Annotated in this window: 15 protein-coding genes; 8 read left to right on the top strand and 7 right to left on the bottom strand. The window is 36.6% G+C overall.

Annotation, left to right across the window (positions count from 1 at the left end; translation table 11 throughout):
• The first annotated feature begins 1,308 nt into the window (after positions 1-1,308).
• Positions 1,309-2,316, top strand: coding sequence for a methionyl-tRNA formyltransferase (fmt, locus tag H5968_RS13200; protein WP_187040321.1), 1,008 nt, complete (start codon positions 1,309-1,311; stop codon positions 2,314-2,316).
• 39 nt (positions 2,317-2,355) lie between these two features.
• On the opposite strand, the gene H5968_RS13195 is transcribed toward fmt, so the two are convergent.
• The gene (locus H5968_RS13195) at positions 2,356-2,718 is read right to left on the bottom strand and encodes a DUF6464 family protein (RefSeq protein WP_096566423.1); all 363 of its coding nucleotides are present in this window, start codon (positions 2,716-2,718) and stop codon (positions 2,356-2,358) included.
• A gap of 843 nt (positions 2,719-3,561) precedes the next feature.
• Between H5968_RS13195 and psaC the strand changes: the two genes are divergently transcribed.
• The 3 genes from psaC (at position 3,562) to H5968_RS13180 (ending at position 7,290) form a co-directional block, all read left to right on the top strand.
• Positions 3,562-3,807 (top strand): photosystem I iron-sulfur center protein PsaC, encoded by a 246-nt coding sequence (gene psaC, locus H5968_RS13190; protein WP_010997613.1) that lies wholly within the window; start codon positions 3,562-3,564, stop codon positions 3,805-3,807.
• Positions 3,808-4,075: 268 nt separating this feature from the next.
• Positions 4,076-5,953, top strand: coding sequence for a glutamine--fructose-6-phosphate transaminase (isomerizing) (gene glmS, locus H5968_RS13185; protein WP_187040320.1), 1,878 nt, complete (start codon positions 4,076-4,078; stop codon positions 5,951-5,953).
• A 1,079-nt stretch (positions 5,954-7,032) separates the two neighbouring features.
• On the top strand, positions 7,033-7,290 hold the full coding sequence (locus H5968_RS13180; RefSeq protein ID WP_187040319.1) for a hypothetical protein: 258 nt from the start codon (positions 7,033-7,035) through the stop codon (positions 7,288-7,290).
• A 156-nt stretch (positions 7,291-7,446) separates the two neighbouring features.
• On the opposite strand, the gene H5968_RS13175 is transcribed toward H5968_RS13180, so the two are convergent.
• The 5 genes from H5968_RS13175 to H5968_RS13155 form a co-directional block, all read right to left on the bottom strand.
• Positions 7,447-8,994, bottom strand: coding sequence for a mercuric reductase (locus tag H5968_RS13175; RefSeq protein ID WP_187040318.1), 1,548 nt, complete (start codon positions 8,992-8,994; stop codon positions 7,447-7,449).
• 141 nt (positions 8,995-9,135) lie between these two features.
• Complete coding sequence (locus H5968_RS13170) at positions 9,136-9,861, bottom strand: TVP38/TMEM64 family protein (RefSeq protein WP_096566566.1); 726 nt, start codon at positions 9,859-9,861, stop codon at positions 9,136-9,138.
• A gap of 336 nt (positions 9,862-10,197) precedes the next feature.
• Positions 10,198-11,397, bottom strand: coding sequence for a hypothetical protein (locus tag H5968_RS13165; RefSeq protein WP_187040317.1), 1,200 nt, complete (start codon positions 11,395-11,397; stop codon positions 10,198-10,200).
• A gap of 288 nt (positions 11,398-11,685) precedes the next feature.
• A complete protein-coding gene (locus H5968_RS13160) occupies positions 11,686-12,954 on the bottom strand; it encodes a proton extrusion protein PcxA (protein WP_187040316.1) in 1,269 nt (422 codons plus the stop codon).
• A 188-nt stretch (positions 12,955-13,142) separates the two neighbouring features.
• On the bottom strand, positions 13,143-14,234 hold the full coding sequence (locus H5968_RS13155) for a DNA polymerase beta superfamily protein (RefSeq protein WP_187040315.1): 1,092 nt from the start codon (positions 14,232-14,234) through the stop codon (positions 13,143-13,145).
• Positions 14,235-14,623: 389 nt separating this feature from the next.
• Here H5968_RS13155 and rplU point away from each other — a divergent pair, with 389 nt between their 5' ends.
• Positions 14,624-15,031 carry a 50S ribosomal protein L21 gene (rplU, locus tag H5968_RS13150; RefSeq protein ID WP_187040314.1) on the top strand — a complete coding sequence of 136 codons (408 nt, stop codon included), beginning with the start codon at positions 14,624-14,626 and terminating at the stop codon, positions 15,029-15,031.
• A 37-nt stretch (positions 15,032-15,068) separates the two neighbouring features.
• Positions 15,069-15,347: a 50S ribosomal protein L27 gene (rpmA, locus tag H5968_RS13145; RefSeq protein ID WP_096566577.1), complete on the top strand. Its 279-nt coding sequence runs from the start codon at positions 15,069-15,071 to the stop codon at positions 15,345-15,347.
• Positions 15,348-15,408: 61 nt separating this feature from the next.
• On the opposite strand, the gene H5968_RS13140 is transcribed toward rpmA, so the two are convergent.
• A complete protein-coding gene (locus H5968_RS13140; protein WP_187040313.1) occupies positions 15,409-15,834 on the bottom strand; it encodes a hypothetical protein in 426 nt (141 codons plus the stop codon).
• Between the two features lie 222 nt (positions 15,835-16,056).
• Between H5968_RS13140 and cruF the strand changes: the two genes are divergently transcribed.
• Entirely contained in the window at positions 16,057-16,965 is a 909-nt protein-coding gene (cruF, locus tag H5968_RS13135) for a gamma-carotene 1'-hydroxylase CruF (protein WP_187040312.1), read from the top strand.
• 93 nt (positions 16,966-17,058) lie between these two features.
• Positions 17,059-17,128 (top strand): IS630 transposase-related protein (locus H5968_RS26105; protein WP_222620568.1); only part of this gene is annotated, 70 nt, incomplete at its 3' end.

The following is a 17,128-nucleotide window of genomic DNA, read 5'->3' as shown; positions in this document are numbered from 1 at the left end:
GCATCACTTTACAAAAGTTTTCTAATCATCAATTAACCCCTTTACATTCTTTAAATAACTTAGTTTTTTTAGGTGAATATAATCACAGAGAATACCGACGTTAATCATTTTCGGATTCTCTAAATAAGTATTTATATCTAAAAACTGCCTATATTTAGGTAGACCACAATATAGGTATAACCAAATATAGGAGTTTCCGACAGGATATAAACTACGCTGTTGGGTGACTAATTCTAGTGCCTAAATTCATTTATTCTGATAAAAATGTTTTAGCAAGAGCTAATTCATTCCTTCAGGTTGATAAGAAAATCAAGTGAGCCAAAACTACCGAGATAAAGTATCGGAGCAAGGCATTGATACTTTATCGTACTAAGGAACAGTGGATGTAGGCGAACGGATTGCCCCTTCATGGGCAGTCATGGTAGATTTTTTTAACAGGAACGGTAATCAACCTGTATAAAAACATAACTGCCTAACGGCAATCGATACCTTGACAACTGAAGATTGGTGGGTTCTATTCCATAGTTCTAGTTCCTTACTAGGAATAGGTAAAATCTACCCTTCGGGAAGCCGCTTCGCGGCTAAATGGGAGCTAGACTTCTGTTGAGCGCACTTGTACTGAGCGTAGTCGAAGTAGTCGAAACACGACACAGAATTTAAACTCAAACAAAATTTGGAATCATCCAACTAGGAAAGGGCATTCCCTAAGTAACGCTTGAGGAGAGAACCACCTCTGGATTAGAAACTGCAAGGGATCTAGTCTAAGTGGACTCGTTGAATCAAGAATCTCCGCTCCTTTAGGACGCAGAGTGTCAAGTCTAAAACTGATTTATTCCTTTAAAATTTTGGCAAAGTCGGGTCAACATCAAAAACCTCACCTTTATCTCTACCAAATTCAGCAGTTACAAATTAGCTTGCAATCAAATAAAATATCCATTGCGATCGCTCAACTGCAAGAAAGTGAATTTGGTAAATTATTTCAGATAAGCTGGGTGAGTAGATGCTTAATTGTCTTGCCATGAGATAATACAAAAGATTAGAACCTGTAAACAGCAGATACAATCAGTGATTGATCTTGGTTAACCTACTGGTTGGGTCGTTGTATTTTATTCAGGAACTTTTTGTAGCACCTATAATAAACATTCTACCATTAAATAGCGAAAATTAATGTACTCAAAGCAAAATTGCTTTGCGTCTTTTTCACGGTTATTGTGATTTAGTCCGTTGTGGGCTGTCAGTTGTCAGTGAATCGTGACGCATTTAATATTCACTAGTAAATCCTAGCTAAAAACTCGCAACAAATTAATAATGAAAGTTGTATTTTTTGGTACTCCCCAGTTTGCTGTTCCCACTCTAGAAAAATTACTGAATTATCCAGATATTGAAGTTTTAGCAGTTGTCACTCAACCGGATAAACGACGAGAACGTGGGAATAAACTAACACCTTCTCCTGTCAAAACACTTGCTAATGCTCACAATCTCCCAGTATGGCAACCTGAGAAAGTTAAAAAAGATGGGGAAACTTTAAACCAACTACAACAATTAGATGCGGATGCGTTTGTTGTTGTTGCTTATGGACAAATTTTGTCTAAGAAAATCTTAAATATGCCAAAATTGGGTTGTATCAATGTACATGGTTCGATTTTACCCCAATATCGAGGGGCTGCTCCTATTCAGTGGTGTATCTATAACGGTGAAAAAGAAACTGGCATCACAACCATGTTAATGGATGTGGGCATGGATACAGGAGATATGCTATTAAAAGCAAATACACCAATTGGTTTACTGGAGAATGCCCAAGTTTTAGCCGATAAATTAGCGGTTATAGGTGCAGATTTATTGCTGGAAACTTTATTAAAATGGGAACGCCAGGAAATTACACCTATTCCCCAGGATGATTCTCTGGCCAATTATGCGTCATTGATTCAAAAAGAAGACTATAGCCTAGACTGGTCAAAAAGTGCCATTAAATTACATAATCAAATTAGAGGCTTTTATCCTAACTGCGTCACAACTTTTCGCAATCAACCTTTGAAAATCACTGCTACAGTTCCTCTTGAACGTGCTTATATTCAAGAACTCCCAGAACAATTACGAGATAAAATACACAATTTACCAGATTTGTCAACTGTATCTACCCAACCTGGCGAAGTAGTAAACATTGCCAAAGGTATAGGAGCAATTGTTCAAACTGGGGAAGGGTTGTTATGGTTAAGAGAAGTTCAACCAACTGGTAAACGTCTCCAGTCAGGATGGGACTTTGTTAATGGTACTCGTTTAACCATAGGGGAGGTAATGGGTAATTGGGAAGAATAAACTTTTGCCTCTTACCTTCTTACTGTCACCTGTCACCTGTCACCTGTCACCTGAACTTTCATAGAACCGACAAGACTCACAAGGACCATCTGGGTTGACTGCACAGCGGATGATTTCTGAATGAGCATTGTAATCACAACTAGCATCACCTATAACCCAACGTCCAGCTACTAAACTTTTTTCTGATGGTCGTTTAGCTTTTTGGACATAAATAGCGATATTATGTAGACGGTAGCGTCCTGCTTTCAACTGATACCTATGACGACGCTCTAATACTGCATAGGTTTTACCTTCAAAATCAACATAGTTCCCTGGTTGGGGTGTCCAATCAAGTTGTAATCTACCAAGAGACTGACGCGGGTTTGTTAAAATCAACTCAGTTGGTAAAGAGTCTGGTTCCATAATCAGTTTATGTGATGGGATTTACATTATTAAAAATGGTATCGTAATCGGTGAATTAACCTCTACCATAGGTGACTAGGGCTGGATTATCATTAATGATTTACTATATTTTTGAGCAATTTGCATCTTAATAAAAAATTTAACAATTTGTTTTGAAGTGTAACAGAGATAGATAGCGACGCACAATTCCTACTTTACTATAATTATTTCTCCTGACTCCTTTAAGGGCGAAGCATTCGGGCGATAAATTCTCAATTTGTATCACAGGTTATTTTCCTGTAAGGGCGAAGCATTCGGGCGATAAATTCTCAATTTTGATCACAGGTTATTTTCCGAATGCTTCGCCCCTACGTCGCCCCTACGTCGCCCCTACGACTCCTTGATCTCCTGAGATAAAATTTTGATCTTACTTTACAATAATATTACGTAAAATAAGTCAAAAAAACATAGCATATTTGATGATTGATAGAAAATTGCAGCGCATTTAATTTTGTGCAATTTTGTATCTAATTAGTTAATACTTCTTAACAAATTGATCGAACTTGAGAGTTACCAGCGACCAATTTATAGGTACTATAGATAACCCTGAGAAATTGCTCGGAAATTTACACATCTTTACAATTTGCCATATTTGGAGACAGTCAATAGAGTAAACACTTGATGCCCCTGTTGCTGATTAAAGCTGAATAGCAGCGATTTTGGCAAATAAAATGTTCATAGGGCTTATTAAATTGTTTGAAGTTATGTAGCCTTTTACTTACAGCCCATCCAGCACTGCGGTAAACTATGCGTTGATTATGATTCCTTCCCAAAGAAGAGAACTCGAAAGGAGCAGTTTTTTCAATGTCTCATACCGTAAAAATCTACGATACCTGCATCGGCTGCACCCAATGTGTCCGCGCTTGTCCCACTGACGTTTTAGAGATGGTTCCCTGGGATGGCTGTAAAGCTGCTCAAGTGGCATCTTCACCCCGCACAGAAGACTGCGTAGGCTGCAAACGCTGTGAAACAGCTTGCCCCACCGACTTTTTGAGCATCCGCGTTTATTTGGGTGCTGAAACAACTCGCAGCATGGGTCTAGCATACTAACAAAGCTGGTATTTTAAAATACTCAGTACAATAGTGCTGAAGACTGAGCTAGGGAGAAACAAGAAATCCATCAACTAACACGATTCTTGCTTCTTCTCTCAGTTTTCAGCACTTAATATTTTTTAGGAGTTCAGGAGGCAGGAGAAAGATAAATATTTCCCCAGTCCCCAGTCACCAGTCCCCAGCCTTTTGATTTGATATAATTACCGCTTTATGGTGATAACTGTTAACTGATAATTGTTAACTAATAACCGGAGTAGTATAAAAAATGTGTGGAATTGTTGGATATATAGGCACTCAAGCAGCAACGGATATTTTATTATCTGGACTGGAAAAGTTAGAGTATAGAGGTTATGATTCTGCGGGTATTGCTACGATATGGGAAGGTGATATCCATTGCGTGCGGGCTAAGGGTAAATTACTAAATTTGCGTTCTAAACTGGAACAAGTAGAAAACCCTGCTCAAATTGGTATTGGTCATACTCGTTGGGCAACTCATGGTAAACCAGAAGAATATAATGCCCATCCCCATCAGGATACTGCTTTGCGGATAGCGGTGGTGCAGAATGGAATTATTGAAAATTATCGTGAATTGCGGGAAAATTTAAAAGCATTAGGACATGAATTTCGTTCAGATACAGATACAGAAGTTATTCCCCATCTCATCGCTGAATGTTTAAAGCATATTCCTGAAGATAGTAATTCGGCTTCTGTGTTTTTAGAAGCGGTGCGGGAAGCGGTGAAAAAGTTAGAAGGGGCTTATGCGATCGCAGTTATTTCTGCTGACTACGCTGATGAATTGATCGTAGTGCGTCAGCAAGCGCCTTTAGTAATTGGGTTTGGACAAGGTGAGTTTTTCTGTGCTTCGGACACGCCGGCAATTGTTGCCCATACCCGCGCTGTATTGCCCCTAGAAAATGGGGAAATTGCCCGTTTGACTCCGTTGGGGGTTGAGGTGTACAACTTTGCTGGAAATCGTTTAAAGAAGCATCCCCGCACTTTGAATTGGAATCCCATTATGGTGGAAAAGCAGGGATTTAAACACTTCATGCTCAAGGAGATTTATGAGCAACCGGGTGTAGTTAGAGCTTGTTTAGAAGCTTATTTTCCGGGAAGTGGGGAAACTCCTGTTAGTTTGAATTTAGCAGAGGAATTTTACGCAGATTTAGAACAAATTCAAATTGTGGCTTGTGGTACAAGTTGGCACGCGGCGTTAGTTGGTAAGTATTTATTAGAACAATTGGCAAAAATACCGACTCAAATACAATATGCCTCTGAATTTCGCTATGCGCCTACACCTTTGACTGCTAATACTTTAACTATTGGGGTGACTCAATCAGGAGAAACTGCGGATACTTTGGCTGCTTTAAGTATGGAAAAAGACCGCAGACAAGGAAAAGAAGCTAAGTATCAAGCGCGACTTTTAGGGATTACTAACCGCCCGGAAAGCACTTTGGGGCAAATGGTGAGTAATATTATTAATACTCATGGGGGGATTGAAATTGGTGTTGCGGCGACGAAAACTTTTATTGCTCAGTTGATGGCGTTTTATGGTTTAGCTTTAGATTTAGCTTATCGTCGGCAAACAATTTCTTCTGAAAGGTTAACAGAAATTATTGCTGGTTTAAGGCAGTTACCGATAGAAATTGAGGCGATTTTAGAAACTCAGGAAAAATATATTGAACAGTTAGTTCATGAGTTTACAGAAACAAAAGATTTCATTTTTGTAGGCAGGGGAATTAATTTTCCTATTGCTTTAGAAGGGGCTTTGAAATTAAAAGAAATTAGTTATATTCATGCGGAAGGATATCCAGCAGGAGAGATGAAACATGGACCGATCGCATTATTGGATAGTAAAGTTCCGGTAGTGGCGATCGCCATGCCTGGAAGTGTATATGAAAAAGTGATTTCTAATGCCCAAGAAGCAAAAGCGAGAGATTCCCGGTTAATAGGAGTGACATCTGTGAATGATGGAGAAGCAGCAGAAATTTTTAATGATTTAATTCCTGTTAGTGATGTAGAGGAAATTTTGTCGCCTATTTTGACAGTTATTCCGTTGCAATTGTTGGCTTATCATATTGCGGCGAGAAAGGGTTTAGATGTCGATCAGCCAAGGAATTTAGCGAAGTCAGTAACGGTGGAATAGTTGATATTTTGCTGTAGGATGATAAAAAAGTTGGAAAATAAATAAAACAGTTGTACAATTTCTCCTGTGGGTGTATGTATCAATCATCCAAAGGAGAATTTTTTGTGAGTATAAGCAGACGGGACTGGATACAGAATAAATTTTAACGCTATGTAACCCACATTCCGCACCCCCCAGTGTCACAATCGGTAATTTCGGATTTTTGAAGACCTTTGAGGATAATTTTAATACAAAATGGTCTAAAGTTTAGGTAGCGATAGCGAAGCGCTGCTGCAAGCAGTTCGCCAATCTCAAATCCCCAAATGACCATTTTTCGTTGTGTAACAGTTTAGGGTGCGGAAGGTGGGTTCAAAAAGTGATCGCACCCTCCACAACCCCAACAGCGATCGCACTCCCTCCAAAACCCAAAACAGCGATCGCACTTCCTCTACATCCCTTTTCTTTTGTCAAGTTTATTTTATACCAAATTAGATGAGCTTACCCTGTATCTTAGGGTTGATAAAATTAACATTTTCTTTATTTCTTGGGAACGATAAACAACCAGGAGAGAATAGTTAAATTAAGAGCAGATGTCAAGGATAAATCCTGCATCAACAGAGAGTTGTGTACTTGTTTTCAGTGGTTGGATTAAGAGCGTGTGAGATGTGAGGAGGAAGCTTAAAAATCCGCGCCCATTTGCCATAAATGAGCGCATTTTGCAAATATTAGTTTGCAAATATCCGGGGTATAAAAGTCTGAAATTGCCAAAGACTAGTGGGAGCGTAAGCAAAAAGTAAACCTTGGATCGATAATTTCCATCCAAGGTTTATTTTTAGTAATTGATAATTAACAATTGATAATTGATAATTGACAATTTTTTCATTGCCGGTTTTAAAATTATCTCTTTTTTCATTTCCAGGTAAGGAAGGAGAGGTAATTGTTAATTGTCCATTGTTGAATCACTCATTCCTAGATACCCGACTTCGTTGGAGAAGTTGGGTATTTATATTCTCTATATTCTACCATTAGAGGGATGATTTAAAATACAGAAATTGATAATCTATTTAGGGAAAATTGTATAATCAATAATAACTAAATCTATGGTATCGCCAACACAATTACATGGTACAGAATTAGTAGATTGTGCTAGAGCAAATGCTAAACAAGGCATTAAAATTGCTGCTTATCACTGTGGCTATGCTGATGATATTAAAACATTTGCTGAGGAATTACGCATAGCTTGTGAACTGATGAATTTAAAAGTTAAAGAATTGAATGAACTGATTACTGACCAGGATATGATTTTAAGAATGGGTACTGGTGAAATTATTGCTCCTGAAACAGAATCAGAACTTTAAAAAAGTTAGAAGTCGTAGGGGCGAAGCATTCGGAAAATAGCCTGGTCAGAAAATTGATAATTTGTTGCCCGAATGCTTCGCCCTTACAGGAGTCAGAAGTGAGAATAATTTTAATAACAGGAAAAAAATAGACGCTCCTGATTAAATTTCTACCTATCAAGAAAACTTAGTTAAAAATTTCAAAAGTCTTTTAGTTCTGGGTGTTAGTAGTGTACGACGATAAGCGTCTGCTGCTTTTTTAATTGCTTCCGCTTGAGTGGGGTAAGGATGAATTACATTGCTTAATTTACTTAAACCAATTTTATGAACAATAGCGGTAGTAAGTTCTGAAATCATTTCTCCTGCATGACTCGCAACAATGGTTGCACCGATAATTTCATCAGTTCCTTTTTTGTGGTAAATCTTTAGAAATCCCAATTCTTCACTATCAGTTATTGCTCGATCTACATGATTAAAATCAATTTTAATTGTCGCCACTTCTAAACCAATTTTTTCCGCTGCTTCTGCATACATTCCCACATGGGCAATTTCTGGATCGGTATATGTCACCCAAGGTATTACTAATTTACTGAGTTGAGAACGTCCTAAACCAAAAGGCGAAAACAGCGTATTTTTAATAACTATTCTAGCAGCAGCATCCGCCGCATGAGTAAATTTCCAATTCATACATATATCACCTGCTGCATAAATATTAGGGTTGGTAGTTTGTAGATAATCATTTACCTTGACACCATGCTTTTTGTCATACTCTACACCCACCGCTTCTAAATTCAAACCTTCCACATTTGGCGCTCTTCCTGCACCTACTAAAATTTCATTAACAGTTACAGAATCTCGATTTCCATTAGCTGAAAAATACAGCCGTTTGCCTTCCGTTACTGTCACCACTTCTTCTAACTGACAATTTAAAACTAATCTAATTCCTTCATCACTAAAAACTTTTTGTAAAATTTCCGCTGCTTCCCGATCTTCTTTATTTAAAATATGCGAACCTTTATGAAATAACGTCACTTCACAACCCAAACGCCGAAAAGCTTGCGCCAATTCACAACCAATAGGACCGCCACCAATTACCGCTAATTTATCTGGTTTTTGAATGAGAGAAAATACATTTTCATTAGTTAAAAATCCTGCCTCTTCAATACCTCTAATTTCTGGTTTAACTGCTCTTGCTCCTGTGGCAATTACCGCTTTTTTAAACTTCAGAATTTGTCCATCAACTGCTATAGTATTATTACTAGCAAATTTACCACTTCCTAAAAAAACATCTACTCCTAAATTTTTGAATCTTGCTGCTGAATCATGATGACTAATACCTGCTCTAATTTTACGTAATCTAGCCATAACTGTGGCAAAATCAACATCATAATTTTGGGAAATATTCACACCTAAATTTTTAGCTTTGCCAATTTCACCAACTACACGGGAAGAACGAATTAAAGCTTTAGATGGTACACAACCAACATTTAAACAATCTCCACCCATGAGATGTTTTTCAATTAATGCTACTTTTAAACCCAAACCTAAACCCGCAGCACCCGCAGCAACAACCAAACCCGCAGTACCCGCACCAATTACTACTAAATCATAACATTCCGCAGGTTGGGGATTTACCCAATTTTCAGGATGTACATTAGCTACCAATCTTTGATTATATTCATCCATTGGTAAAACTGTGATTCTTTCAAATTCTAAATTAGACATTAATATTGCCTCTAAAAATGTAGTATAAATTATCTTGTGATTGTCGTTTTAATTTAATCCGGTGTTGTATTTACAATACATATAGCCTTCAGAAAATTTTGTCAGTTGTGTATTTAACATTTTTGAAAAAATTATCAATTGTCAATTATCAATTATTTCTAAAGCTTTCTTAGCTATTTTAGTAACATAAATTGTGACAGCAACAGTGGCAATAAAACCGACAATTCTAATAACCCATGTGAGAGTAGAATTAGTAGGTTGATTTTCTGTTCCAATTAAAGCCAAATTACCAGCCAAAGAACCAATATAAACATACATAATTGTACCAGGAATCATCCCCACACAACCAAGAAAATAATCTTTAAGAGAAACAGCAGTAACTCCAAAAGCATAGTTTAATAAATTAAAAGGAAATATGGGAGAAAGTCGCGTTAACAACACTATTTTTAAACCTTCTCTCCCTACAGCGTTATCAATAGCAGCAAATTTTTTATTATCTGCAATTTTTTTAATCACCCAATTTCTCGCTAAATAACGTCCTATTAAAAATGCTGCTGTTGCACCTAGAGTAGCACCGATAAATACATAAACCGAACCCCAAAAAACATCAAATAAAACACCCGCACCTAAAGTTAAAATCGAACCTGGTAAAAAAGCAACAGTCGCCATAATATAGATAGCAATAAAAGCTATTGCTCCCACTGTACCAAGACTATCAATCCATTGTAAAGCATCTTTTAAAATAGCTTGGGGATTGAAAGCAGATATATTCACATTTTCCTGTGCAAAAACTACATCTGGTTGCAATATCAAAACAATAGTCAGTGCTAACAAATTTAATGCAACAGGTTTTAAAAATTGATACATAAAATTTATTTCAGTTTATTTCAGTTTTTTGATTTATTAGCCAGTGGCTTTGAGTATATTAACTGTTATAATTATACAACAAATCTTAAAAATTAGCAAGAAAAACTACATATATTTTTTAGGGTTTTAGCACTGCCATAGCGATATCAATTGATAATGGACAATTAACAATTGTCAATTATTTTAGGACTTACGCAAGATATGACTAAAAACCTTATTCTTGCGTAGGGGTAATTCATGAATTACCCCTACTTTCGTTCCCTTTTGCGTAAGTCCTGTATTTAATTTTTTTGTGTCTCTTTTTGACTACTTATAACTAAATGCTGGTAACTTTTTTCACTTCTTAACCAAAATATATGCAGTAGCATATTCAGGTAATTTGCGAATATACTGCCTAAATTCTGTTTGATTTTTAAAAATACCTGCCAGGTAATCTAATTGATCTAAATTGGGTAAAAATGCGCCGCCTGTATCTGCTATTACCCCCATTTGTAGTCGCTTACTTCCACCTTGATTATACTCCATCATAATAACTCTTCCCAAGCCAATGTTTAGCACATCTCCCGCAAAAGTTACACCAGGTTTAATGGAAATTTTCGCATCAATCTTATATCCATAACCTTTAATTGCATCAACTTGTCGAAAATACCAATAACGCTTTTGTGCTGTGGCTTTTAATCCTCTAACATAAGAAATTCCATTGTTTCTGTCTACATTAAAAAATGCCTTTGTTCCATCTGTAAAATTAATCAAAATTGTTCCCTGCATTAATGCTTCTTCTAAACCTTCACGGGTGAGATAAGCCAAAGGTTCGACTTTACCATATTCTTTACCACCTGGTTCATAAATCCCCGATAAAACATCTTGTTTTGTATATTTGGTGTAGAATTTATCACCAGCTAAATCGTTTTTTAAGCTATAAATTGGTATGTTATATTTAGCTGTTTTGGTATGAGAACCAGTATGGGTAAAAACAGCATATTTTGTAATTCTCAGTTGTTTTTGTCGGGGGTTTTCGGGATTATAAGCTGACCATTTAATCACACGAAAATTAGCATTGATAAAATTAGGATCTTGTAACCGAGTCTGGCGATTCTTGCTAATATCCTCCTCTAAAACAGTAATCATAAAATCTAAGGTTTTGATCACGTCTTCGACTGTTACACCTTGACTTAATAATAATCCATTCCGAGAAATATTGGGATCATTTTCCTTGTAATCTTGAAAATATTTTCTCGTATTAGTGAGAACAGTTAATAAATCATTTTGATTGAAATTCACCTTAGCTGTTGGTAATTTCACAAGTTTTAAAATGTGTTTACCATTAACACTATATTTATATTTTTGCCATTCATCAATGACAGAATAAAATATAGATGTATCTTGTTTATTAGGTTGATTTTGTGTGGTTGTTTGTTGTGATATTAGTTGCTGAGTTTCTGATTGTGCATATATATTTTGATGCGTGAAAATAACTAGCAAGAAAGCAAAAATACCTGATAAAAGTTGGAATTTACGATTGAATAAGAGATTCATAAGCCTAATTCGGTAACTACACTTCTAAATTGATTTTTATCCTAGAGTTAATGCTGAATATTAACATTTAACTGTATGAATAATCACTTTTTTTCAAAACCAAAGCAATTATTCACCTCAATTATTAGCAGAAAACTGGAGTTTATGCACTAAATCTTTTTATGTATTCATGAAAAATTGTTGGGAGCTTGACAAAATTACTAAGATCACCAAACTCAGATCATCCACAGATCATCCAGATACCCAACTTCTCAAAGAAGTCGTGGATCTTGACTTATGATTGATAAATTATTCATCCATTTCTTTTAATGTAGCTAATGCTGAAGGTGACAAGCGACTCAAATAACGGAATATCCAGTATTTAAATATAGTATTTAATATGACTGGAAATGTAGCAATAAACAAAAATATGGCATTTCTACTCGCTGGTAAACCTAAATGTTGAGCAACACCTTCTAAAAGAACTTCCCAACCATGTGGAGAGTGGAAACCAACGAATATATCTGTAATTAAAATAATTAAAAACGCCTTAGCACTGTCACTTAAACCGTAGACTATTTTATCTAGAAGTGACTGAATAAAAACAATATCTTTTTTGCTCAAAGCAATAACCATCGCAAAAGAAATTAGTGATATCACATCAGCAAATACATTACTGATAGCACTACTACTCTGATAGCGAAACTCTTCTGATATTTCGATAGCTTTGTTTTTTACTTCAGCTTTAATTTTTTCTGGTGAAAGTTCTGGTGCTTGACGAAGTAGTCTTTCAAATTGCAATTTTCTCTCAAAACTCTTTAATTCATTCAGTGCTTTTTCCTCCATTTCTGAGTTCAAAAAAATTGTTGGTGTATTTTCACTCTGAAAATACTGTAATATCGGTTTTAATAATAATTGTTTAGAAAAATGTTGCGTTAAAAGTGGTATAATAATCAGCAGTAATAAAAATCTCACTGCCCTCCTTGTTCTCGTTCTAGAAGTTCGATAATTTCTAACAAACTCTTCTTCTGCTGTTGGTGTAAAATCCTTGGCAATTTTATTAAATGTTCTACCAATTGATCTGGGAAATATACCTTTCTTTTGAGTTGCAGATGGTTCTTTAATAATCTCAGTTTCTTCTGAATTTGCCTGATTGGTAACAGTTTTAAGTTCAAGATTAATGCTTAACGTTTCTGTAATTGCTTCATCTTGTGTACTATACTTAGAGATAATTTTATCAATAAAATTGAGTTTTTCTAATAAGTTTGAATCGGCAGTATCAGCAATGTTAAGACCTAATTTAAATTCTGCTAGTCTGACTTTAATAATAGTCAAATTTCTATTTAAATCTCCGCGCCAAAAAGCCATCACGTTGGCACTATAATTACCTGATTCGGCAGAAATTTTTTTACCTCCAAATTGCTCTATTTCTATCTTGTGAATAGCTTGAGCAGCTTGATAAGCTTCTAGTATAGCTCTTTCTGGAGTTGTGAAAAACCAATGATTAAATGAATGCCAGGATGCTATAATTCTTTGGCTGATTAATCTGGTGTTACGACTAAAAAATGATCCTTTCATTGCTGATTATTTACAGATTTAACAATTTTATATTTTATTTTAATTCAAATTGTCAGCATTTCGCTAGAACACCGATTCATTAATCGTAAGGGCGAAGCATTCGGGCGATAACCTATCGCTGAAACCAGTTCATATTCCGTCCGATGCTTCGCCCCTACAAGGTAAAAACAGAACGCTGAATACTCCCTTTATTCCCATCCCTGCATTTCTACTAATTCCATACATAAATCATTAATTTGCTCTAAATCAGGTTTATGTGGTAAAGTTGATTGTTGATAAAAAATATCCATTTGAGCAACTAAATTTTCTGCCATTTTCATCAACTCTTCATAAGTATATTCACCTCTAAGAATAGCTTTTAAATCATCAACATCCCCCGCAATTCTTCTATCTACAATTACTTCTCCTCTCTGTAAAATTTCTAACCCACTACGCAGTAATCTAATACAGTGCATTCCGTGTTTTAAATCATAACCTGAATTTCTTTCCATTTCTGCTCTAGCAGGATTTCTATTTTGCTGCCAGGATATATAAGCTTTCCATTCTCTTAACGCAATTTGGTAACTTTGACTTTTTTGCAATAAGCGAATAAAATCTTTACGTCCATGAGTTAAATTTTGAGTATATGCCAAAGTTTCATCATTTAAAGCATATTGTTTTAATATTCCTTTAAAATCAATATCTGCTGTCAGCAATTTATATAATTGCTCGGATTCTTCTAAAAATTCTATCTTGCCACGAATTAATAAATAAAGATATTCTAAAAAAGCATTGAGTTCATCTTTGCTCAATGGTGCTTCATCTTCGATACCAAAATCTGAGGGGATGGGTTTTTTCCCCGGTGGATTTAATAACCATTTGCGATGAGTTTCCATTTTTTTGATTTGTGCGAAAGCATAACCAGAATAAGTATGTTTAACTTTTTTGCTCAAAAATATTTTTCTATGGTTAATTAAATGTTGTCCCACATCTGTTAAAATCGGATAGGTGGGCAACCACAGTAATTCTAAAACATTGGGATTTGCACCAGCTAATAAATGTAATACTTTCCTTAATTCATAAATAACTGTATCTTGATTACCATCTATAAACGGAAATATTCCTGGTTCATCCCAACCACTATCTTTTTGTTCTATACTATCAAAACCCAAATAGTAACGTTTAGGTGCAATAAATACACCCCGATAATCATAATCTGAATCAGGGCGATTTAAACCATATCCGTGACTACCTGCTAAACCAATAAAAATTGTTCTTTGTTCCACTTCGATTCTTTGCATAAATCCTGATATCATTGTTTAATGATTTGTAGAAATCTAATTGTATGAATTTTCTAGGTAAAAGTCTTGACGAGGATTTTGGATTTATTTGGATTTATTAAACGCTACACTGTATTATATCCACAGGGCAAAAATAGGTCAAAAAAATCCGCCAAAATCTAACAATTGCCCAAATGGGTCATCAAGTCCAACTTTTCAGCCAAATTTATTTATTATCATTTTTCTAAAAGCTTGACACAATAACACACAATAAGATAATATATTAGATTGTCTGTCTTATTCCTGCTCGGATCAGGTAGACACACTGCAAAAGCTGGCAAGAGCTATAAATCAAGTCTCTACAAGAGATGGAAGCCAGCTACCTGTACGGCAACTTCAAGGACAATTTCATGACCTACGCAATTATTGAAACTGGTGGCAAACAAGTAAAAGTCGAAGCAGGTCGTTTTTACGACATTGAACTGCTGAGTGCCGAACCAGATGAAAAAGTGACAATAGACGCAGTATTACTGGTGCAGCACGAGGGCGGAGTCTCTATCGGACAGCCACGAGTAGCAGGTGCGACTGTAGAGGGGACCGTAATGCGACACTTGAGAGGTCGTAAAGTCCTGGTTTATAAAATGAAACCCAAGAAGAAAACCCGCAAAAAACGGGGACATCGCCAGGAAATTACCAGACTTTTGATTAACTCCATCAAACTCAATGGTGAAGTTTTGGCGCACGCAGAAGCACCAACTACCCCAGAATCTCCTAATCTGGTAGATAGCACACCTGCTGAAGAAGCTGCTGCTGAATAATAAACAGAAGTAGATAAATTAAAGAGAAGAGGAAATCATGGCTCATAAGAAAGGAACAGGTAGTACACGCAACGGTCGTGACTCTAATGCTCAACGTCTGGGTGTAAAGCGTTTTGGTGGTCAAACTGTGCTTGCAGGAAATATTCTTGTCCGTCAGCGCGGTACTAAGTTTCACCCTGGTAACAATGTCGGTATTGGCAGTGATGATACTTTATTTGCCTTAGTTGATGGCGTTGTTACCTTTGAAAGAAAAGGCAAAAGCCGCAAAAAAGTCAGCGTTTATCCCGCGATCGCTGCTGAAGCGGTAGCAAGTTAAGTCTTAGGGAACAGGGAACAGGAGAGAAAAATTAATAACTCCTGACTCCTGCCTCCTAAATTTAAATAAACCTGTGTAATAAAGCACCTGCGCCTAAACCAGAGAGTGCAAATATAGATGTCAGCCAAAAACCTAGACCTTCTTTGAACTCAGCCGACTGAAAGTCTATCTTGGCTAAGATAGTCGCTGAGAGGATAAGTAAAAGATCAAGAAATATGCGAAACCAAGCGAGCATTAAAAAGAATAGAAAAGCTGCTAAAACGGTGATACCAAAATTCCTGATATTAGATTTGGACAATATACTGTAATACTGTACCATTTTAGACCAGGGAGTTGTCAAGCTGGCTAGTAATACCAAGATACCAAATACAACTATTAACCACACAAACAAAGTGGGTTTGGTTTCTGATATCACCCAGCCTAACGCACTATAACTTAGAAGTAATAGTGTGAGGGAAAACCAGGGAATTCTTTGCAAGTTTGACATAAAGGTGACTGGGGACTGGGGACTGGGGACTGGGAACAGGTAAAGAATTTTCCTATCTCCCGACTTCTGGGTATTTATACTTTTTTGAGCATGAAACCAAATGAACTTTCAATGTTCCCGGATTATTTCTTAAAAATTAGTTAAATTATGATCTTAAACATTTGTAAACTATTAGCAGTCGAGTATCCTTATGTCATATTTTAGGAAGGTTAAGGACTGATCATGAGACAACTAGTTATTGTTGAGCGCGTATGCCTGATTGGTCATATCGTATCCATGGTGTTTGGACTGGTAGGGATATTACTGGTTATTCCTAATGCCGAAGTAATTTTGAGCTTATCTGAGGTCGGTCAGACTGTCATGCAGTGGAGCATGGCTGGTGGCGGTGTTGCCTATATGATTTTAGGTGCAGTGGGTGTGTTCCTGTATGCGTACCGAAATTTGGGTTTAGGAAGGGCTTTGTGTTTTTTAGTGCCTTCGGTGTCCATTTCTTTGACAAGTGAGTTATTGGGAACTAGCACAGGTTTTCCTTTTGGTCACTACAGCTATTTGAGTGGTTTGGGTTATAAAATTGCGGGTTTAGTACCGTTTACTATTCCTTTGTCTTGGTTTTATGTGGGATGTGTTTCTTACCTGCTGGCGCGTGTAGGTTTAGAGGTAGATAAAAAACCCAGTTTATTACGTCATTTAGGGGCGATCGCTCTCGGTGCTTTATTGCTCACTTCTTGGGACTTTGTACTTGATCCGGCAATGAGCCAAACTTCTCTTCCCTTCTGGTATTGGCAACAACCTGGTGCTTTCTTTGGAATGCCTTATCAAAACTTTGCCGGTTGGATGGGTACTGGTTCAGTGTTTATGACAGTAGCGGCGCTGTTGTGGAGAAACAACCCCATTAAATTAGAGCGATCGCAACTCAATATTCCTTTAGTAGTTTATTTGGCTAACTTTGGTTTTGCCACTGTCATGAGTTTGGCTGCTGGCTTCTCTATCCCTGTATTGCTGGGTGTGTTACTTGGCGTTGCACCTGCTGTAGCACTGTGGTTAAGAAGACCCGATGCATCCACTTCCGTAGCTGTGGAAGCAGCAAAACAGGAAGTTTCCGTTGGTAATGTGAAAGTTGCTTTAAAGTAACTTCAATAGTGCTGAGTCAATAATTAATTAATTAATTATAGTAGTTTAACTTAAGAATGAGACAAAAAGAGTATAAGATTGAAGAGAGAAGGTATGGGAGTAGAAATCATGGCTTATAGTTTAGATTTAAGACAAAAAGTAATAGATTATATAGAAAATGGTG

The sequence above is a fragment of the Sphaerospermopsis sp. LEGE 00249 genome (assembly GCF_014299995.1).
In the GTDB taxonomy this organism is placed as follows: Bacteria; Cyanobacteriota; Cyanobacteriia; order Cyanobacteriales; family Nostocaceae; genus Sphaerospermopsis; species Sphaerospermopsis kisseleviana.
Note: the sequence above shows the minus strand (reverse complement) of the source record. Positions and strands in the feature narration are given on the sequence as shown.